General features: G+C 43.7%; 14 protein-coding genes. 10 read left to right on the top strand and 4 right to left on the bottom strand.

Going from position 1 to position 20,159, the window contains the following annotated elements; translation table 11 throughout:
• Positions 1-152 precede the first annotated feature (152 nt).
• The 7 genes from UQW94_RS13205 to UQW94_RS13175 all read left to right on the top strand — a co-directional run bounded on the left by UQW94_RS13205 (position 153) and on the right by UQW94_RS13175 (position 6,415).
• The gene (locus UQW94_RS13205; RefSeq protein WP_033905683.1) at positions 153-1,337 is read left to right on the top strand and encodes an acyl-homoserine-lactone synthase; all 1,185 of its coding nucleotides are present in this window, start codon (positions 153-155) and stop codon (positions 1,335-1,337) included.
• Positions 1,330-3,870: a quorum-sensing autoinducer 1 sensor kinase/phosphatase LuxN gene (gene luxN / locus UQW94_RS13200; RefSeq protein ID WP_064354142.1), complete on the top strand. Its 2,541-nt coding sequence runs from the start codon at positions 1,330-1,332 to the stop codon at positions 3,868-3,870. Before UQW94_RS13205 ends, luxN begins: the two co-directional genes overlap by 8 nt.
• A gap of 111 nt (positions 3,871-3,981) precedes the next feature.
• Positions 3,982-4,224 carry a hypothetical protein gene (locus tag UQW94_RS13195; protein ID WP_005376770.1) on the top strand — a complete coding sequence of 81 codons (243 nt, stop codon included), beginning with the start codon at positions 3,982-3,984 and terminating at the stop codon, positions 4,222-4,224.
• A gap of 198 nt (positions 4,225-4,422) precedes the next feature.
• Positions 4,423-4,986, top strand: coding sequence for a septation protein A (locus tag UQW94_RS13190; RefSeq protein WP_033905687.1), 564 nt, complete (start codon positions 4,423-4,425; stop codon positions 4,984-4,986).
• A 225-nt stretch (positions 4,987-5,211) separates the two neighbouring features.
• Positions 5,212-5,607 carry an acyl-CoA thioester hydrolase YciA gene (gene yciA / locus UQW94_RS13185; protein ID WP_005376768.1) on the top strand — a complete coding sequence of 132 codons (396 nt, stop codon included), beginning with the start codon at positions 5,212-5,214 and terminating at the stop codon, positions 5,605-5,607.
• Positions 5,608-5,722: 115 nt separating this feature from the next.
• Positions 5,723-6,019 carry a YciI family protein gene (locus UQW94_RS13180; RefSeq protein ID WP_005386727.1) on the top strand — a complete coding sequence of 99 codons (297 nt, stop codon included), beginning with the start codon at positions 5,723-5,725 and terminating at the stop codon, positions 6,017-6,019.
• 3 nt (positions 6,020-6,022) lie between these two features.
• Entirely contained in the window at positions 6,023-6,415 is a 393-nt protein-coding gene (locus tag UQW94_RS13175) for a GspS/AspS pilotin family protein (protein WP_005386726.1), read from the top strand.
• Between the two features lie 133 nt (positions 6,416-6,548).
• Here UQW94_RS13175 and metE read toward each other — a convergent pair whose 3' ends face one another.
• Positions 6,549-8,831, bottom strand: coding sequence for a 5-methyltetrahydropteroyltriglutamate--homocysteine S-methyltransferase (metE, locus tag UQW94_RS13170; RefSeq protein WP_064354143.1), 2,283 nt, complete (start codon positions 8,829-8,831; stop codon positions 6,549-6,551).
• A gap of 281 nt (positions 8,832-9,112) precedes the next feature.
• On the opposite strand from metE, the gene metR reads away from it, so the two are divergent.
• A complete protein-coding gene (gene metR / locus UQW94_RS13165) occupies positions 9,113-10,024 on the top strand; it encodes an HTH-type transcriptional regulator MetR (RefSeq protein WP_054730490.1) in 912 nt (303 codons plus the stop codon).
• Between the two features lie 21 nt (positions 10,025-10,045).
• Here metR and UQW94_RS13160 read toward each other — a convergent pair whose 3' ends face one another.
• The 3 genes from UQW94_RS13160 to UQW94_RS13150 form a co-directional block, all read right to left on the bottom strand.
• Entirely contained in the window at positions 10,046-10,246 is a 201-nt protein-coding gene (locus UQW94_RS13160; protein WP_005376762.1) for a DUF4250 domain-containing protein, read from the bottom strand.
• Positions 10,247-10,398: 152 nt separating this feature from the next.
• Complete coding sequence (locus UQW94_RS13155) at positions 10,399-11,109, bottom strand: hypothetical protein (RefSeq protein WP_195723078.1); 711 nt, start codon at positions 11,107-11,109, stop codon at positions 10,399-10,401.
• An 87-nt stretch (positions 11,110-11,196) separates the two neighbouring features.
• Positions 11,197-13,653 carry an EAL domain-containing protein gene (locus UQW94_RS13150; RefSeq protein ID WP_318184169.1) on the bottom strand — a complete coding sequence of 819 codons (2,457 nt, stop codon included), beginning with the start codon at positions 13,651-13,653 and terminating at the stop codon, positions 11,197-11,199.
• Positions 13,654-14,078: 425 nt separating this feature from the next.
• Between UQW94_RS13150 and UQW94_RS13145 the strand changes: the two genes are divergently transcribed.
• Together UQW94_RS13145 and UQW94_RS13140 are read left to right on the top strand one after the other, a co-directional pair.
• Positions 14,079-16,394, top strand: coding sequence for a YgiQ family radical SAM protein (locus UQW94_RS13145; RefSeq protein ID WP_318184170.1), 2,316 nt, complete (start codon positions 14,079-14,081; stop codon positions 16,392-16,394).
• Positions 16,395-16,656: 262 nt separating this feature from the next.
• The gene (locus tag UQW94_RS13140) at positions 16,657-20,157 is read left to right on the top strand and encodes a T6SS effector BTH_I2691 family protein (RefSeq protein ID WP_225474062.1); all 3,501 of its coding nucleotides are present in this window, start codon (positions 16,657-16,659) and stop codon (positions 20,155-20,157) included.
• The last annotated feature ends 2 nt before the right edge of the window (positions 20,158-20,159 follow it).

The following is a 20,159-nucleotide window of genomic DNA, read 5'->3' as shown; positions in this document are numbered from 1 at the left end:
TTCTTGAATAGACCAAAAACCGCTCATAATGAGCGGTTTTTTTGTCTTTTCTTGCATTACGTAACTATACAAATAGAAACCGATGGCATAAATTTTTCAAAATGATATAAACCATTACAAAATATAACAAAACGTTAGAGCTAGGTTATATCATGAGTCTTGAGCAATCTTTGGACTATCTCACCAAAACAAATTTGCCGATCGAATCAAAGCAGCAGGCCTTGGTTGACTCAGTTATTCTTACCCTAACGAAACAAAAACGAGATGCTCTTTTTCAACAGGTTGCTCTGTATCGAATAAAACTGCTTAAATCTCTCTTTCCTAAACACGCATCAAAAAGTCTTTCTGCACTATTTGAGTTAATGGATTATCGAGATTTAGTGCAACAGTATCCGACAGGTTTCTCCAAAGAGATTCGTTTACTTGAACAACTTGCCGCAGATTGTTACCCGCATTGGATGGTTTTCTGGTGTCAATGCGAGATCGAAGCAATCAAGCAAAAATATCCTTCAAACGAAGCTGCGATTCCTACTCCGCTTCCGTTTGACGACCACAGCTATACTAGCGTGTTAATTGAAGATATCGCAGATTGCGATCTTGAGGTAATGCTGCCAAATCATGCTGCGTTAATGCCGATTTCCGAAGCGATCACACTGAGTAATCTTGAGCTTTTCGTCCAAGCTGAACAGTGGTTTGAAATCTTGCCTCTTTTATCACTCTCGCAAAAAGGGCAGCACTTTGCGCTCTTGCTCAAATCGTCATCTTCACCAATCATGGTCTCCTCCGCTATAGTGCAAGGCTGGCATCAACGAAATAACTGGCTCAGTTACTCACCACAGTTTAGTAACGAACAATGGCAGTTTTGCTTTCCTAATCATGGGTACAGTGTTCTCTATCAACTGGGTATTTTGGAGTGTCGTGCTCTAACTCCTGAGCACACTCTTGTTGGGTTTGATGCTCAGTTTCAATCTCATGTAAAGAACACTGAAGCGGTTTGCGAAGTACTGCGTCTTACGGTGGGAGGCAACATTCAACAAAAGCTGTATTTTTTGTATCTGGCGCAAAAAACTATGATGAGCGAGCTCTATAAAGCAGGCTATAAGCTCGGCTTTACCATTATTGAGCAAGTATTTATGTTAAATTTCTATCAATCTATTGATTTAAGTGCCTACTTTCACTCAGGATACCGCGACATTAACGGTGACGGTACCAAGACATACCGCGGTTTCTGGAATTTAGGTATGATGGTTGAAGCATTTCAAGACATACAATTTCGCGACTACAAACATTGCGTACGAACAAAAAGAATGGATAAAAAGGTGAATGAGCATGCTTGATGTTCATTTGCACGGTCTCTTTTACCCAAAAGCAATGGCATTGTACGCGACTGTACTAATAGTATTCGCTTGGCTACTGTATTACTGCTATCGCCTAAAACAGAAGAGTGAATCAATCTTAGGCTCGCATCACGCGCCTTACATCGCTTATTCCAGCTGTATCATTGTTTGGATAAGCAGCAACGCCTATTTCCATACCGATTTATTGCCAGAATTAGGCTCTGTTGGTGGCATTTTTATGGCTAAGTTAGCGAACTTAGCGTCTTTTTTCGCCTTTGCGTTTGCATTCTATTTTTCTTGCCAGTTAACCGCAGATGTTAAAAAAACAGCGGTCAAAGTCTGGCAAAAAGTCGTCTTTGTCGCACTAGCAACGTATTCACTGTACATCAACTTAGTGCCGAATCTTACTGTCGAAAATGTCACCATTAGTGGTCCAAGCCAGTTCGTCATTGAATTTGGCCCACATACCTCATATTTTTTCATTAGTTTGCTAGCTTTCGTGGTACTAACGCTGCTTAACTTGATTGCCATGCGCGCGAACAGCAGCAAGCTCACGCTAGCAAAAAGCAACTATATGATCGCTGGCATTTTGGTATTCATGTTATCTACGGCAGTGATACACCTTGGAATGACGTATTTCCTTGGCGACTTCTCCCTAACTTGGTTACCACCAGCACTTTCAATCAGCGAAATGTTGTTTGTGGGCTATGCCCTACTTACCTCTCGCTTCTACAGCGCTAAATATCTCACGTACTTAACGGTAAGCGCGCTCTTAGTCTGCGCCATTTTTGTTCTGCCGCTAGGGGCGATATTTATTCCGATCTCTGAAGATAACCAATGGCTTGTTGCGGTACCTTTATGTGCGCTTATCGGTATCACTTGGCACTTGCTTTTTAAGCGAGTCAGTCGTTACGCTTCGTATTTTATTTATGGGAAACGACACACTCCCGTTCAGCAAATCCTTGGGTTAGAGGAAGAGTTTAAACGCTCAATAGATGATGCTATGCGTCAGTTGGCATCGTTACTTAACATACCAAACAACAAGCTACAGCTAGTCACTAGCAATTACACAGAAACGTTTTACGAAGAGTACCTGCCGTCAAGCAAGTCAGTTCTCGTGCTTGATGAGTTGTCTGAAGAAATTGATTATGCCTCCTCTTCTAAAGGGTCGATGAGAAAGCTCTACGAGCGTATGCGCTCAAGCAATACTGCGCTCGTTATGCCTCTCTTCGGTCGTGGAAAGTCTGTTACTCACTTGCTGATTTCTTCACATAAAATAGATAATAAGCTGTTTTCTAATGAAGAAATCTCAGCTCTGCAAACGTTATTAGTTCGCATCCAGAGCACCATTGAAGCCGATAGAAAGGTACGCCAAAGCCGTGCGCTGGCTAACTCCATTGCACATGAAATGCGTAACCCTCTCGCTCAAGTACAATTACAATTTGAAGCTTTAAAACAGCATATAGAGTCAAACGCCTCACTGGATACGCTAAAAAGAGAAATTGATAAAGGTGAAGCCGCTATACAACGCGGTCGACAACTTATCGATATTATTTTACGAGAAGTTAGCGACAGTTCATCAGAGCATGAGCCTTTAGCTCTCACTTCCATACATAAAGCCATCGACCAAGCAGTAAGCCGTTATGGTTTTGAAAACGATCAAATAATAGAGAGAATTAACCTGCCACAGGCACACGATTTTGTCGCGAAGTTAAATGAGACCCTGTTTAACTTTGTCATTTTCAATTTGATTCGTAACGCTATCTACTATTTTGATTCTTATCCCGACAGTCAAATTGAGATTCGTACCCAGACGGGGGCTTACGAAAACATTCTGATCTTCCGAGATAGTGGGCCAGGTATAGATAGCAGTATCTTACACAAGATATTTGATGACTTTTTCTCGTATCAAAAAAGCGGAGGCAGTGGCTTAGGTTTGGGCTATTGCCAACGTGTTATGCGCTCCTTCGGAGGACGAATAGAGTGCCAGTCTGAATTGAACGAGTTCACAGAATTCTACTTGTATTTCCCAGTCGTACCAAACGCACCAAAACCAGAGACATTAAGAGCACCGGACTTTGATAGCTGGAAAGCAACTGCATCACATTTTGAAAATCATTCAGCTCAACACGTACAAGTATCTAAAGATGCACCAACAGTGCTCATTGTTGATGACAAAGAGGTGCAACGCACCTTGGTACAGATGTATTTAAAAAGGCTGGGAGTCAACAGCTTACAAGCAAATAATGGAGCCTCTGCGGTAGAACTATTCCACTCTCACAAGATTGATCTCGTTCTTATGGATGTCCAAATGCCGGTAATGAATGGATTTGACGCAAGCCAACGGATTAAGCAAATCACATCCTCCGTTCCAATCATTGCCTTATCTGGTGAGTCTGGAGCTAGAGAGTTGGAGCTAATTTCGAAACTCATGGATGACAGACTCGAAAAGCCCACCACGTTAAATGCACTTCAAGTCGTCATCCAAAGATGGTTACAGAACGAGAATTTTGCACCTTCCAACACTTTTTAATCTGCAAATATAGAATTGGCACTAGATGTGCATTATTGGAGTAAATCGAATTATCCAGAAGGTCAAGCAGGCTGCAAAAGAGTAGCGTATGAGCTTGATAAGGAGATCGCCATGTTACTTCATCGACATACATACTACGGCTTGATTCATCATGGAATCAAAACACTGTTACTTGATCGCTTAGGCCACTATACAGAAGAAGAGTATCATCAATATCTGAGCCTGATGACTGGTAAATCCACTTGCTTCACGATGTCTCTCGAAGAGCTAGAAGCAACGGTCGATAACTTACTGCGGGAAGGCTATTTAGAAGATGTAAAAACGCTTATTTCCCAATATCAACGTGTGGCTTAAGGTTTAAAACTCTCAACTTTATTGCCGCTTCACGCGGCAATTTTTATTCCTTCCATTTGCTGTTTAGACATGGAAGAAGCTTGCGGGCTGTACGATATACTAAGCGTTACTATTCTTACCTTAACTTCCTCAGTATTCACATCTTGTCAGATTCGGTTAGACTGTCTTCAATTCAACAATTAGGTAGATTTTGCCATCATGAAGCAGATCCTAGACTTTATACCACTCATCATTTTCTTCGCTTTATACAAGCTGTACGACATCTACGTGGCGACAGGTGCACTGATCGTAGCAACAGCCATTCAACTTGTCGTCACCTACGCGCTGTATAAGAAAGTCGAAAAGATGCAGCTAATAACATTTGTTATCGTCACTATCTTCGGCGGCATGACCCTTTTCTTCCACGACGACAATTTTATAAAGTGGAAAGTCACCATCATTTACGCGATTCTGGCGATTGGCTTAGCAGTGAGCCACGCATTGGGAAAATCAGCTATCAAAGGAATGCTAGGCAAGGAAATTACGTTACCTGACGCTGTTTGGGCAAAGATTAACTGGGCTTGGGTTGGCTTCTTCTCATTCTTCGCTGGCTTAAACATTTATATTGCTTACGAATTGCCGTTGGATGTTTGGGTTAACTTCAAAGTATTTGGAATGTTGATCGCGACATTTGCCTACATGATTGCGACTGGCTTTTACATTTATAAACACATGCCAAAAGAACAAAAAAATAACTCATCCGATGTGTCCACTGATGATTAAAAACTCAGTTTTGCTATAATCCGCGACTTCACAGCGACCTTAGGGTCGCTGTTTTGCTCCATGTATCAGTAAACCGCTCAAACAACGTACCGTTTTCAGACCATTCTTGCTGCTGTAAACCAACTTTCTCTGGTCCGGTATCTGCGGTTTTTTAAGGACCTTTGGTTCTAGGTATTTACTATGTTGGCGCTTAGTTTGAGCGCCTTTAAGATTTAGGATGTCACAATGAGTCAAGAAATTAGCTCTCCGAAAGGTCAAATGCTGCTTCGTACCCTTGCAATGCCTGCAGATACAAACGCCAATGGCGATATTTTTGGCGGTTGGATAATGTCTCAGCTCGACTTAGCGGGCGCGATTCTGGCAAAAGAGATCTCTTGTGGTCGCGTTGTCACCGTTTCGGTATCAAGCATTACGTTCAAAAAACCTGTTGGTGTGGGCGATGTCGTATGCTGCTACGGCGAATGCACTAAGATCGGCCGCACATCCATGAGTGTCGATTTGGAAGTATGGGTCAAACCCGTCAAAGCTCACGGTGTTGGCGAACGCTTCATGGTTTGTGATGCGACCTTCAACTACGTAGCCATTGACAGTGAAGGTAAACCACGTCCGGTTCAGAATTAGTCAACCTACAACGCTAACAGTTAGAAAGGATCTCACATTTTCTGTTGTTCACTTGTGAGAGACACAAAAAAGGCGTTAAATTAACACTTTACCCTACCAATTAAGGAACTATGCTATGTGGTATGTCATCTTTTCACAGGACGTTGAGAACTCGTTGGAAAAACGCATGAGCGTTCGCCCACAACACTTGGATCGCTTACAAAAGCTACAAGACGAAGGTCGCCTTCTTACAGCTGGTCCGATGCCTGCGATAGATTCTGACAATCCTGGAGAAGCTGGATTTACGGGCTCAACTGTCATCGCTGAATTCGCCTCTCTAGAGGATGCTAAAGCGTGGGCAGAAGCCGATCCTTATGTAGCGGCTGGTGTTTACGATCATGTAATCGTGAAACCGTTCAAAAAAGTGTTTTAATTTATGAAAAAATTACTGTGTCTTTTCTTGGTATTTGGTGCTCTGGCTGGCTGTTCATCAACCGATGATAATCAGCGCCAACTTGAGCTTATGGCATCAAACCGAGCAGGAGTCTTGTCTGCGGGCCTCCCTTTAGAGTACGGTCCACTGCAAATAATGCGTGTCTCATCCAACAAAAATGTTGTAGAGATGATGATGATTTATAACGATGGCGCACTCGGTGCAAAGCCGTTAAATCAAGTACTGAATACCAGTATCTATACCTACTGCAGCAACCCAGAAGTTCGCAAGCAAATTGATATGGGCTTGATGTATCGTATTAAGGTACGTAATTCTCGCGGTCAGTTGATGGCAGATGAGTTGGTTTCCGCACAGACTTGTACTCAGGTGAAGTAGCTACAGTAATTTTTGTTGCTTTCGGCATGAGACGATGATTCGCTATTATTGGATAATCTGAAAACGAAAGTTAACAATTAAGAATAGAAAAACGGAGACCACAGTCTCCGTTTTTATTTGCTGTAACGATGTGTTACGCCAGCTCAGCACGGAGCTTCTTCGCCGCTGAAACCAGATTTGCCAATGCGGCTTCTGTCTCCTTCCAGTTTCGTGTTTTCAGACCACAATCTGGGTTTACCCACAAACGTTGAGCCGGAATTTTTTCTGCCGCTTTCTTGATTAAACCTTCAATCCATTCTTCCGTAGGAATGTTTGGTGAGTGAATGTCATAAACACCAGGGCCAATTTCGTTCGGGTAATTGAACTCTTCAAATGCTTTCAGCAACTCCATATTCGAGCGAGATGTTTCAATGGTAATGACGTCCGCATCGAGTGCCGCAACCGAATCAATGATTTCATTGAACTCGCTGTAACACATATGAGTGTGAATCTGAGTTTCTGGTTTTGCACTTGCCGCAGAGACCTTAAACGCATTTACGGCCCATTCTAAGTACGCTTTGTGATCGCGTTTTTTTAGTGGTAAACCTTCTCGAATGGCTGGCTCATCAATTTGAATGATATTGATGCCTGCATCTTGCAGGTCAGACACCTCATCACGCAGTGCCAAAGCAAGTTGCTGCGCAATTTCTTGACGTGTGATGTCTTCACGTGGGAACGTCCAACATAAAATCGTTACTGGTCCAGTCAACATGCCTTTCATCTGTTTGCGGGTTAGCGACTGGGCGTACGTCGACCATTCAACCGTGATCGGTTTTTCACGTTCAATGTCAGCAACTACAATGGCAGGTTTCACACAGCGAGAGCCATAACTCTGTACCCAACCAAATTTGGTCGTTTGAAAACCCGCCAAGTTCTCAGCGAAGTATTCCACCATGTCGTTACGCTCTGCTTCACCGTGAACAAGCACATCTAGGTCGAGCGCCTCTTGACGTTTCACTGCGTCAGCAATATGTCCTTTAAGTGCTTGGATATATTCAGACTCAGATAATTGACCTGTACGATAAGCGCTGCGCTGCACCCGGATTTCACCCGTTTGAGGAAAAGAGCCGATTGTCGTTGTTGGCAACAAAGGCAAGCCCAATACTTCAGCTTGATGCGCAGCACGCTCTGCATAAGGTGCGCTGCGCTCGGCAAGTGACGCGGTAATGTTGTTTAAACGCGCTTGTACTTGAGGTTTATTCACATGTGTTGCTGTCTTGCGCGCTTTGATTGGCTGGCTATAGGTATCACAAGCGCGAATCGCATTTTGATCACCATCGAGCGCTCGGCCAAGCAAGGCGACTTCTGCCACTTTTTGTTTTGCAAAGGCAAACCAACTTTTTACTTCTTCGCTCAGTTCTGTTTCCAGTGCTAAATCAACAGGGCTATGTAGCAGAGAACATGAACTGGCAACCCAAAGTTTGTCGCCCAGTTTCTCTTTGACTGGCTGTAGACGCTCGAGTTGGGTACTTAAATCTGAACGCCACACATTACGACCATTCACAACACCAGCAGAAAGCACCCAATCCTCCGGTAACTTGGTAACTACATCGTCAAGCTGCTTAGGGACGGTAGATAAATCGATATGCAAACCATCCACCGGTAACTCTACAATTTTGTCTAGCGTATCGCTTACGGAGTCAAAGTACGTCGTTAGCAGCACTTTTACATCGCTTCGAATCACTTGGTAGGCCAGCTTAAACGAATCAGCCCATTTGCTTTCTAGCTCCAGTGACAAAATTGGCTCATCAATCTGAACCCACTCAACACCTTGACTTGCTAGCTTTGCCAAAATAGCTTGGTAAGCAGTAAGTAAGCGTGGTAGCAGGGTTAAGCGGTCAAACCCTTCTTCGACCTCTTTGCCCAAGTAAAGGTAACTGACTGGGCCAAGCAAAACAGGCTTCACTTGGTGGCCAGCTTGAAGCGCTTCATTGACTTCTTCAAACAGTTGGGGCCAGCTCACTTCAAACGTATCGTCCTTACTGAATTCAGGGACGATGTAATGGTAGTTTGTGTTGAACCATTTGGTCATATCCGATGCCGCAGCGCCCGCACAGCTGCAACCCGCCTGAGATTGACCGCGACCCACTTTAAACAACGTATCCAGGTTAGGGAAACCACCAGCGTGACGCTTTGGCACATGACCCAATAGCAACGTGGTCGTCAGTACATGATCGTACCAAGCGAAGTCGCCAGCTGTGGCAAAACTCAGACCAGCATCCGTTTGTGTTTGCCAGTTTTTGGCGCGTAGATCTGCCCCAACCTTTTTAAGCTCAGCTTGATCAATTTCTCCTCGCCAGTATTTCTCCTGAGCGAATTTTAATTCTCTTTTTTCACCAATGCGTGGATAACCTAGTATGTGAGTCGTTGTCGCCATGTCCCTATTCCTTTCTCAATTTTGTTCAATTTGTTTGGATCAGAGCATCTTTCGGTAAAGAATGAGATGTCTGGATGGCTAAACTATCGCTCTCATCTGATATTAGAACAACGTCCATTTATTCAACTTGTTTATTAAAAAAATTCATCATGAAGCGACATGATTCGCAGATAAAAACAACAAATAGACGTCTAGACGTTTACATATCCATTTTTTGTCGTTAAGTTATTTACACGATTGCTATTCTGTTCATAGCGAGCAACAAAGGATGAAAGGAATTCATGATAGAGCTAAAACATTTGCGGACACTCACTTCGCTTCGAGACACTGGCTCTCTAACGGCGACAGCGACCGCTTTACATCTCACTCAGTCGGCACTGTCTCATCAGATCAAAGATTTGGAGGCGCGAATTGGAGGGCAACTGTTCCTGAGAAAGACTCGTCCGGTGAAGTTCACTTCAGAGGGAGAAATCCTATTGCGTCTTGCAGAAGATATCCTTCCGAAACTCGCAAGAGCAGAAAATGATTTAGCGAGCTTGAAAGAAGACGTCAATGGCCGATTACATATGGCCATTGAATGTCACTCTTGCTTCCAATGGCTAATGCCTGCACTTAGGGAGTACCAACTTGCTTGGCCTAGCGTAACATTGGACTTTTCCTCTGGTTTTGGCTTTGAACCACTCCCAGCTTTATTGGCAGGCGAACTCGATCTTGTTATTACTTCCGATATCCAACCTCGATCTGAAGTCCACTACGAGCCTCTATTCGACTTTGAAATGCGTTTAATTACCGCAACCAACCACCCATTGGCGGAAAAAGAAATTATTGATCCGCAAGATCTCGCAGATCAAACCATGCTCTCTTATCCTGTTCAAAAACAGAGGCTAGACGTCGTAAAACACTTTCTTCAGCCAGCAGGAATAGAACCTGCGAAATGGAAGCAAGCCGACAATACTCTCATGTTAGTTCAGATGGTCTCTGCTGGATTAGGGGTGGCGGCACTACCCAATTGGGCGATTTCTGAATTTTCTCGCCAAGGTCTTATTACCAGTAAACCTTTCGGCCAAGGCTTATGGCGTCGCTTGTTTGCAGCAACGCGTCACTCAGAGAGAGAGAAGCGTTACTTACAAGCTTTTTTCGCAACCGCGAGGCTACAATGTAAAAGCCACCTTGACGGAATCAAGGTGGCTTAAAATATTTGGGTTATGAAAGGCTTAGCGTTGATATGCTTTAAATTGGTTAGTCAATGGATCGTACTGATAACCGAGCATATCAAGCTTGCCGACTACAGACTCTACATCCATCTCATACACTGATACTAACTCGTCAAAACTGTCGCACTCTAAACGTAGCTTTTCGTTGACGATACCTAGCAAAATAGTGCTGTCCAGATTACCTACATTGCTTAAATCCATCGCGACTCTCCTCTTCGACAAGGTATATAAACAAGCGTAGTAGTAATCACGCGAATTTAAAGTGAGTGCGATCTAAAACGTGATCACCTTATACCCAAGCACCAAGAAAGCACTTGGATATAAGCCGTCTAGCTTTGTCTTTAGAATAGAGGTTAAGCCGCGAGAGAGAATAAATCTTGCAGGCTCGTCATCGACGCGAGTGCTAGAAACAAGGCAACGCTCAGTTGCACCTTTTCTGGTTTCTTATGCGTAAAAATATGCCAACACCACACAATAATTGAAGAAATTAGCATAGCTAAAGACAGCAAGATTGGCTGTGTTGCAGCGTTCAGTGCAGCTTCATTTAACTGGTAAGAAGCAAACAACGTTGCGATGACTAATAGCATTCCAGACACAATGCCCGTAACTGGTAAAATACGGTGAAATGCCTGTAATCTGCTGCGAGCTATCGTAAGCAGCAATTGAGAAAATGACGCCCCAAGGAAAAATATCATTAGCGCCATCGCTATCGATGCTGGCCAGCTTGATTGCTCAAATACTTGAATACTCACATACGCAAAGGCCAAACCATTCGCTAAATGCATCGCCCATAGTGGCCCTTTTTCACGCGTTTTCTTGGTTTGAACCTGAGAATAGAAGTAGAAAATAGCAAACACGATCATAAATGCTTCAATGCGAAGTGACGCAACAGCGAGCCACAATACAGCTACTGCTGGCAACATTTTATGAAGACGTCCTCGCTGACCAGGACAAATATCGCCCTTGATTAGAAGCAAAGTCAGTAGCGCTTGTGCGCCAAATAGCATCGGAGGGAAAGTAACCAGCAATTGTTGAATCATGTTGAATGCACGCTCAAAAGTCATTTTGGGGGGGCGATAATATCAAATCAACTATCGCCAAACCACCGAAAGTCGGCCCCCAAATGAGCTAAAACGGTAAGACAATTTTATTCACAGAGAAGCAAGATACTTCAACGCGTCTTCCTGCGTTAAAACTCCACGGTACTCTTCTTTGGTATTACACAATACCCAAGGGAAACGAATGCCGGTTTTCACCAACTCTCGAATAACAGAGACAGGTAAATCCTCATCAACCAACACAAATTCGGTGCTCATTATCTGATTAACAGGACGTTTCCAAATTCTGCTTTCTCGTTCAGTTTCTCGCTCTGTGCCCATCGAGGGCGTTAGGTGTAAATTCACCGTCTCTTTCGTAATTAACCCAACACAACGATTTTCATTGAGAACAACTAAAGGCAAGCTTGGATTCAAATTCATGTACTCAACTGCCAAGGAGAGCGGTTCTCCAGGGTCCATAGACCTGACTTGTTCATGGCTCAAAGATTGCAACACATCACTTTGCTTAGACTCAATCGCGATGTCAGAGAACAGATGCTCATAACTGTCCGCTTTATCCATCAAATCGACAGGCACGGCAGCAGAAAATAGAAAGCCCTGCATGTAATCGACACCGATTTCTGCCAATACTTGAAGTTCTTGCTTAGATTCCACGCCTTCAGCAACCACTTTTACATTCATTTGCTGTGCAAGCTCGGTGACCATTTTCACAATGTTATAGCTGGTGCTCCCTTTATGAATGTTCTTGATGAATTTTCGGTCTATTTTCAGTAAATCAAACTGCCCTTTTTCTAGATAAGAAAAAGAAGAATACCCAGTACCGAAGTCATCAATCGCGATCTCAACGCCCTCTTTCCGCACTTCCTCTAGAGCTCGAGTATGCTCCTCATCTTGTTCAAAATACGCGGTTTCTGTTAGCTCGATAGTTACTCGCTTAGGGTCTACACCACTGGCTTTAATCAAATCATGCGACCGCTGAAGGATCTGAAGAGAATCCAATTTCGTGTTGAGGGAGCGATTGATGGTCACGCCCACTTCCTCGCCATAAATTTCTTGTAAGCGCGGAAAGTGCTTCAACGCAGCTTGGCAGACCACGTCATCAAGTGCCGCTATGAGTTCTAGATCTTCAATAATAGCGATCATCTTTTGCGTACAATACGCATCATTTTCATCATAAAAGCGTGCGAGAGCCTCGAACTTAACCACTCTTCCGGTTTGAACGTCGATAATCGGTTGAAAGTAAACGTCCACTAGCCCACTCTCTATTTGCGCCTCCAAAAACGCCTCGAGATGTTGGCGCTTCACTAATTCAGAGTGAAGTTCACTGTCGTAAAAGTTGAAATAGCTGCCTTCACCGGAAATAGAGGACAACATCGCTTGCGCTGCATGTGCTAGCGCTTGTCTTGGTCGGTTCGTATCATAGCCAAGGATTGACACACCAGTTTGGCCTTTAACGATAGTGGCATGCATTTTTGTGCCCATTTCATTTCTAAGCTCATTAAAGAACCCTTTCATGGCAATTTGGATCAAACGAACCGGGCTCAACCATTGACAATGAGGGGTCTGCAAGCATACGACAAACACATCCCGAGATAACTGCCCCGCAATACTGGTGTAGCGACTTCGCATAATAAAATCTGCAAAACCTAATTGCTGTTCAAGCAAGTATCTCTCCGAAAACTTGGGTCTGAGTGTCATAACAATGTTGAGTTCTTTATTTCTGCTTTCATTCGCTAAGGTAGCTAATTGGAGTTCAAATTCTTTCCTCGTTGGTAAAAAGGCAGCCCAATCATGCTGTTGTTCACAACGATTTTTCATCCACAACAACGAAGCAGAAATATCCGTAGAAAATCCGAGATAAAGAATTCGTCCAGAATGAAACGTAAGTCGGTAAATACAAAGATGATGAGCTTGGTTGCTACCGTTTGCTGTTTTGCTCAGCAAGTTACCACACCAACATCCTTCATCATTAATTTGCTGCCACAGCTGATCATAAAACGCTTGGCTATGGTGAGAGGTACTGAAAATATGAGTTTTAAGCCCAACCAGGTCTCGGTTTTGATAGCCCATTTGTAACTCAAAGGCACGGTTACAACCTAAGATGCGCGTATCTTCATCGGCAACTAAAACGCCTACATTCGGCAAATCAAAAATCGTTTCGAGGATTGTCGCTAACTCCTCGCAACCAGTGATTGTTAATTGTGGAATGATAGTGCCTTGGATAATGCGCTTATTGAGCCTTTCAAAACTAATAGTCACGTGCACTAAGTTAACGTTTTTCAGCATCATGCAACAAGAAAACCGCCCCCGTCCGCCAAAGAGTTCCACTTCTAGAATTCGTTGTTTTAGCGTTTCTTGTTGCCCCATCAGCATATGATCAAACAAGTTATTTAGGCTGGTTACTGGCGTACTTATCCCAAATGCCTTTGCCATTCCTTGCTGATCACATTCGAAATCGCGAGTATCAATATCGTAAGACCACTCTATAACAGGAGTTAGACTGGAAGTCGTTTGCATTTTTGGATGCACTGTTGTCGTAGATTCACTCATACCCTAGCCCCTTTTTTTGTAATTAGCCCAAGGCTCAAAATTCACAGTCAATTCGCGACATTCCAGTTGGGACCTGCCGATCCTCTTTATAGATGGATTGTGTCAACGATAAGCCTATCGACTTAGAACTATTTCCAGAGCAGCTCAGCCTTTTGCATTTAATATGCACTAATTTGATTATAGACTTTACCCCACATAAGCACACCATTGCTTATGCTTTGTATTAAGATTGCGACATTTTTCATGAACCGATCTATAACCATGAGGCTTTCAAGGTGAAATTAGACAGAAAATCGCCGATAGAGCATTGATATTTTTACAAACCAAATAAAACTCGATGAACTAAGCTGGAATAGATGAGTTTGTTATAGATACCTGATAATCAAATCGCTATAATTCGCGCTCCCTGGAACAGAGAGCAAAATATGACCAATAACATCACTCCTATTCATGAGTACAAAAAATACTGGGCAGAGTGTTTTGGTACGGCACCTTTCTTGCCGACCAGTCGCAAAGAAATGGATGCCCTAGGATGGGATAGCTGTGACATTATCATTGTAACCGGTGACGCTTATGTGGATCACCCAAGCTTTGGTATGGCTATCATTGGCCGCCTGCTAGAAGCACAAGGTTTCCGTGTCGGTATCATTGCTCAACCAGAATGGCAAAATAAAGATGCGTTCATGCAACTTGGTAAGCCAAATCTGTTCTTCGGGATCACTGCGGGTAACATGGACTCCATGATCAACCGTTACACCGCGGATAAAAAGCTTCGTCACGATGACGCGTACACACCGAATAACGAAGGTGGCAAACGCCCAGACCGCGCGACTTTGGTTTACTCTCAGCGTTGTCGTGAAGCTTACAAAGAAGTACCTATTGTTTTAGGTGGTATCGAAGCCAGCCTACGCCGTGTTGCGCACTACGATTACTGGTCAGATAAAGTTCGCCGTTCGGTACTATTTGATGCAAAAGCAGACATCCTACTTTTTGGTAACGCAGAACGCGCACTTGTCGAAGTAGCACATCGCATCGCAAACGGCGAAGACATCAGCACCATGACCAATATTCGTGGTACTGCCGTGAACTTGCCAACCGCGCCAGAAGGCTACACGGTTATTGATTCTTCTCGCATTGAAAAACCTCGTAAAGAAGCGTTCGTACCAAAGAACCCATACGAAGTAGAAACTCAGTGTGAAACTAAAAAAGACGAGCCAATTGCACAACCAATCACAATTCGCCCATCACGCCACGATGCTGCGACGACTGCGGTCCGTTTACCTTCGTTTGAAAAGCTAAGAAACGATCGCATTCTTTATGCGCATGCAAGCCGTGTACTGCATTTAGAAACGAACCCGTACTCTGGTCGAGCGTTACTTCAAAGCCATGGTGATCGTGAACTTTGGGTAAACCAAGCTCCAATTCCATTAACGACCGAAGAGATGGACTTTGTGTTTGGCCTGCCTTACGCGCGTGTTCCTCATCCTATGTACGGCAAAGCAAAAATTCCTGCGTACGACATGATCAAGACGTCTGTGAACATCATGCGTGGTTGCTTTGGTGGCTGTTCTTTCTGTTCGATTACCGAGCATGAAGGTCGAATCATTCAAAACCGTTCGAAAGAGTCTATCATCAACGAGATTGAAGAAATTCGCGACAAAGTTCCAGGCTTTACCGGCACAATTTCCGATCTTGGTGGCCCGACTGCAAACATGTACCGCCTGGGCTGTAAAGATCCAAAAGCGGAAGCGAACTGTCGTCGTCCTTCTTGTGTATTCCCGGGCATCTGTAACAAGCTAAACACAGACCACAAACACACGATCGATTTATACCGCGAAGCGCGTAAAGTTGAAGGCGTGAAGAAAGTGATGGTTGCATCTGGCGTACGTTACGACCTTGCGATTGAATCACCAGAATACGTGAAAGAGCTCGTGACTCACCACGTAGGCGGTTACTTGAAGATTGCACCGGAACATACAGAGAAAGGTCCTCTTGATCTAATGATGAAGCCAGGCATGGGTACGTACGATCGCTTTAAAGAGATGTTCGAGAAATACAGTGCAGAAGCAGGCAAGAAGCAGTACTTAATCCCTTATTTTATCTCTGCGCACCCAGGCACAGAAGACGAAGACATGCTGAACCTTGCTCTGTGGCTGAAAAAGAACAACTTCGAATGTGACCAAGTACAAAACTTCTACCCTTCGCCAATGTGTAACGCAACGTCGATGTACTACTCAGAGACAAACCCTCTGAAACGCGTGAAGTACAAAAAACGTGAAGATGTACCTGTAGCAAAAGGTGAACGTCAACGTCGCCTACATAAAGCGCTGTTGCGTTACCACGATCCAGCAAACTGGCCAATGATCCGCGAAGCCCTAGTCAGTATGGGTAAAAAACATTTGATTGGTGACAAACAAGGCTGTCTCGTTCCTGCAGAAGACATTGAAGCACAAACACCTGCGCAACGTCGTAAATCTGGTCGTCACGGGGCAAACCGCTTTGCAACCAAACATACCAAAAACCAACCAGGCTTCGGTGGTCATTTGAACAAACGCTCTGAAGGCGGTTCAAAAGATGGTAAACCATCTGGTAACCGTAACGGTTCTGGCAAAGCTACAGGTGGTCAACGCCCTGCAAGCAACGGCCAACGTCCTAGCGGCAACGGTGCAAACCGCCCGGCAGGTAGCAAGCCGCAAGGACAAGGCAAACCAGGTGGTCAACGTAAACCAAAGCGTCGCTAATTATTTAGAGCTTAAATACTAGAAAGGGCTCCAGAGTTAACTCTGGAGCCCTTTTGTTTTGTCGGCTCATTGAGGCATCACTAATAACTCAAACTTTGATTCAATCAATACAAAAAATGGTAAACACCAACCAACTTATTGGAAAAACAAACAATTATTTGATTGAAGCAAAACCATAAAAATCTAACTCATTGATTTTTAATTGCTTTATTTTGGTGCGATATTTGCGTAACAGAATAAAACTCTTAAACATGGGCTAACGATGAATAATCCACTTCCCCCAAAAACTTCTATGTTCTGGTATGACAACAGCTATACCTATGAGGAGGCCGTTCAGGCATTTGAAAGCGATGGTACACTGAAATCGCTGAATATCGTTCCAACCACGGAATCCGATGATCTTGCTGGCTCACCCCCAGAGCGCAGTATGTTTTGGGAGGGAGAAACAAAAAAAATCGATCCGCCACCGCCGTCTGAACCAGAGCCTCTCAATTTAAAAACTGAGAAAGAAGCAACGGAAGCATCACCTGCGCACTTTATCCCAGTCCGCTATGCCATCGATCAGCTAGAAACAGAAGAGACACAACCTTTTGGTTTGCCTGAAGAATGGAAAGGCCAAGGCCCAGCCAAACTCAATACCGTTGGTTACACCCTGCGTCAACTGCGCGACGGTTGGCTGTATGTCTATGATGCAATCAACAAAAGCTTAGACGAATACGAAATCAAAGGAACGCAATTCACGCTCTATAAGTTGGGAGAATCAGAAAGCCCAAAATCAGAGCAGCGTGGGACACCACAAGATGCAAAGCCCTTTCTTACTTACGTCAACGGAAGCGTACTATCGATTTGCTTCTCTGAGCACCGCTGGACATGGCACACGTTCATGCGCGTACTTAACAATCCGAGTAATCATATCGATCGCATGCAAACCATTGTTCTCTCCTCAAACGAGAATCAACACAACATTGCACCAATAGATAAGTTAACCCAAGTCGCTGATATTGAATCTTCTGCCGTCGATGATGGTCGCTTTGCGGATTCTGGCATCGCCACCAAAGCAGATGAAGATGGTTCTGTCTTTAAACCTGTCGCAGTCGAAAGCGATTTAACCTCTGCGATTCCAGAAGAAGAATCAGGCTACTTCGTCGCGATAAAAGATTACGCCGCAGACATTCAAGATATGTCACTGCATTTTGTTGGTGCCGCAAGCCCTTACCGCCTTTTCACTGACCAGTTTTCAAACCAGTGGAACTTGATGCAGACCGCCATGCAACTGTGTATGTTCGGGGCAAGTGACAATATAGACATGCCCACAGGAGTAAAGCGCAAAAACCAAGAGCTTGAATTCTATATGGACATGGCGGATTACTATGACAACTCAGCAATGGTTGACCTTACCAGTGAATCTCAAGCAGCTATCATCAAAGGAATGCCATCTTCATTTTCCCAGCAAGCTATCGATGATTACCAAAAATCCACTTCAGAAATAGCAGGGGCCATACAGAAGAAATATGGCATTTCAGCAAACCGATTTGGTAAATACGAGCAATGGATAGCGACTGAGCGTTGGCGTAAGCAACTCAACTGGAAACAAATGCTGAGCGAAATGCAAGAGCTGTCAGAACAAAAAGAAACCATGCTAGCCCAAGTTGTCTCGGTCAAACGCGACTTTATCGCAGTAATGGAGTCCTTAACGCCGCATCATCTCGAAAGAACCTTCGACCTATACAGCGAAGACACACAGTACAGCTTGTATCAACTGCACAAGCAAGCGGTTGAGTCATTTACTTTGGTGATACAAGAAGAAGACCGACAGTGGGCTGAAAGCCAATGGGAAAAACCAACCAGTTTACTTGCTCTCTATGCCTCTGGGTTTAGTCGTAGTTTATTTAAAGTGATGGAGAAGAATATTACTGAGGCGCAGAATGAACAGTCGATCACCTCAGAAAATTCTGATGCTGATAATCAGTTGATGGACCGGATCTCGGCTACCAGCAACCGTGTGAGCATGTACTCTAAGATCATGGATTTTGTTTCCAACCCAAACACTGCGGAAACGGACTTTCTCAAGGATATCGCCAAAGGTTTCCAAGAGCTGGACATTATCTTTAAATCTGCAATAGGTGCACTTGCAAAAGGCGTTGTAGAGTTTGGCGTTAGCATGACTTCACAAGCATCGATTTTACTGATGCCTGTTTTCGCTAAACCTCTGAACCGTCAGAGCTATTATTTGTTTGCCGTTATTGCAGAGCATATGGCACACAATATGCCGGTGACTGTAAATGAAAGCTACGCTCGCGATTTTGAAAAATGGAAAACACGCGTAAATGATTACCTAAGTGAGCTCAAGAAAAACGATGCGGTCATTGCTGACTTCCAGAAAAACAACCGCAAAGCTGACTCTAAATACACAACAGCTTTAAAAAATAAAAAGAGAATTAAGAAGGCACTCGCTGTGGCTACATTGGAGTACCCACAGTATATTGAATTACCCGATGATCTACCGCAAAGAACCGTCGAGCTTAGAACTGGGATCGCTATGAATAAGCTCGATGATTTGAATAAACTGTTCGAGAATGCCGGTGGTCTAGGCTTTATGGCATTAGTATTTAACTGCATCGCGCTTGGTGATGCCATGAGCAGTATTCAAGACACTGGATTAATGTCCTCAGATGAATTTTTGGATATCCAACAAAAGCTTTTTTATACAGTCAACGCTTGGACGGGTATTCGTACAGGTAAGCTGTGGAATCGTGTACAAGGAAACAGTGAACTTAGAAAAACTGCCCTGAAAGCGATTCAGACATCAAGAAACCCTAGAATACGAGCACTACCTTCTGCCGATTTAGCAATATTTAATAAATGGTTGGCGATTACGGGAATGCTAGGCACCCTAGCTTCAGGTATAGAAGCCTATCGCTCTTGGCAGAAAATAGACAACCTTCATGGAACAGCTAGAGTTGTGGAGTACTTCAATTTTGCATCTTTATTTGGATTGACACTTATCGGTGGATTTCAAGCTATCGGTGGATTAACCGGGGTTTGGTCGGCAAATATCCTGTTTGGAGGTCCGATCATGTTTGCCATTATGGGCCTCACTACGGTTTACCTTCTTAGTAACCATATAATGAGTAAACTTAAACAAGACGATTATCAAAAATGGTTAGATAAACTTCCTTGGGGGCATCACTCGAATAAAGCACGTTGGAGTCAATCCTCAAGCTTGGTAGAGAGAGAAAAGCATAATTCTTCTTTGGTACAAGAGGCTCTTTTTAAGTTAAAAACCATAATGGATAAACCTTTAATCTGCCAAATACCAATGATGCGTACCGTTCCGAATTCAACAACACAGTATCCAGCAGCAAAACAAGAATTGTTTGGTATTGAGTTACATATCCAAGTTCCTACCAATGCAGCAAGAGATGGAATAAAGCTTAGGACAAATACTTCTGTAACAGAGGGAGGACTGGAGTCGGGAGCTTGGTACACTGGAGTAGATCTAGAAACGTTGGATAGTTCAACTGATTCATCAGATTCTCAAAGCGTCTATAAATTGACTCTACCAATGAAAGACTCAGCTAACTATCTAGCATTTGAGATAGAATACATCCTTGATGATAAAAACGAATTAAGCCGTAAGTACTGGTTCCAAAATAATGCAAAACAGCGTGCAACTTATACGGCGATTTCAGACAATACTAAACAAGCAACGATCAGAAGTTCATTAACTTCAGATGCTAGTGAACTTAGCTTACAGGAGTAACC

Origin of the sequence: Vibrio sp. PBL-C16 (assembly GCF_034321865.1) — a bacterium.
Classification (GTDB): Bacteria; Pseudomonadota; Gammaproteobacteria; order Enterobacterales; family Vibrionaceae; genus Vibrio; species Vibrio alginolyticus.
This window is presented reverse-complemented; position numbering and strand designations above follow the sequence as displayed.

Coding starts and splice junctions, on each gene's coding strand:
- UQW94_RS13205 (WP_033905683.1), top strand. CDS start 153: ATGAGTCTTGAGCAATCTTTGGACTATCTCACCAAAACAAATTTGCCG.
- luxN (WP_064354142.1), top strand. CDS start 1,330: ATGCTTGATGTTCATTTGCACGGTCTCTTTTACCCAAAAGCAATGGCA.
- UQW94_RS13195 (WP_005376770.1), top strand. CDS start 3,982: ATGTTACTTCATCGACATACATACTACGGCTTGATTCATCATGGAATC.
- UQW94_RS13190 (WP_033905687.1), top strand. CDS start 4,423: ATGAAGCAGATCCTAGACTTTATACCACTCATCATTTTCTTCGCTTTA.
- yciA (WP_005376768.1), top strand. CDS start 5,212: ATGAGTCAAGAAATTAGCTCTCCGAAAGGTCAAATGCTGCTTCGTACC.
- UQW94_RS13180 (WP_005386727.1), top strand. CDS start 5,723: ATGTGGTATGTCATCTTTTCACAGGACGTTGAGAACTCGTTGGAAAAA.
- UQW94_RS13175 (WP_005386726.1), top strand. CDS start 6,023: ATGAAAAAATTACTGTGTCTTTTCTTGGTATTTGGTGCTCTGGCTGGC.
- metE (WP_064354143.1), bottom strand. CDS start 8,831: ATGGCGACAACGACTCACATACTAGGTTATCCACGCATTGGTGAAAAA.
- metR (WP_054730490.1), top strand. CDS start 9,113: ATGATAGAGCTAAAACATTTGCGGACACTCACTTCGCTTCGAGACACT.
- UQW94_RS13160 (WP_005376762.1), bottom strand. CDS start 10,246: ATGGATTTAAGCAATGTAGGTAATCTGGACAGCACTATTTTGCTAGGT.
- UQW94_RS13155 (WP_195723078.1), bottom strand. CDS start 11,109: ATGACTTTTGAGCGTGCATTCAACATGATTCAACAATTGCTGGTTACT.
- UQW94_RS13150 (WP_318184169.1), bottom strand. CDS start 13,653: ATGAGTGAATCTACGACAACAGTGCATCCAAAAATGCAAACGACTTCC.
- UQW94_RS13145 (WP_318184170.1), top strand. CDS start 14,079: ATGACCAATAACATCACTCCTATTCATGAGTACAAAAAATACTGGGCA.
- UQW94_RS13140 (WP_225474062.1), top strand. CDS start 16,657: ATGAATAATCCACTTCCCCCAAAAACTTCTATGTTCTGGTATGACAAC.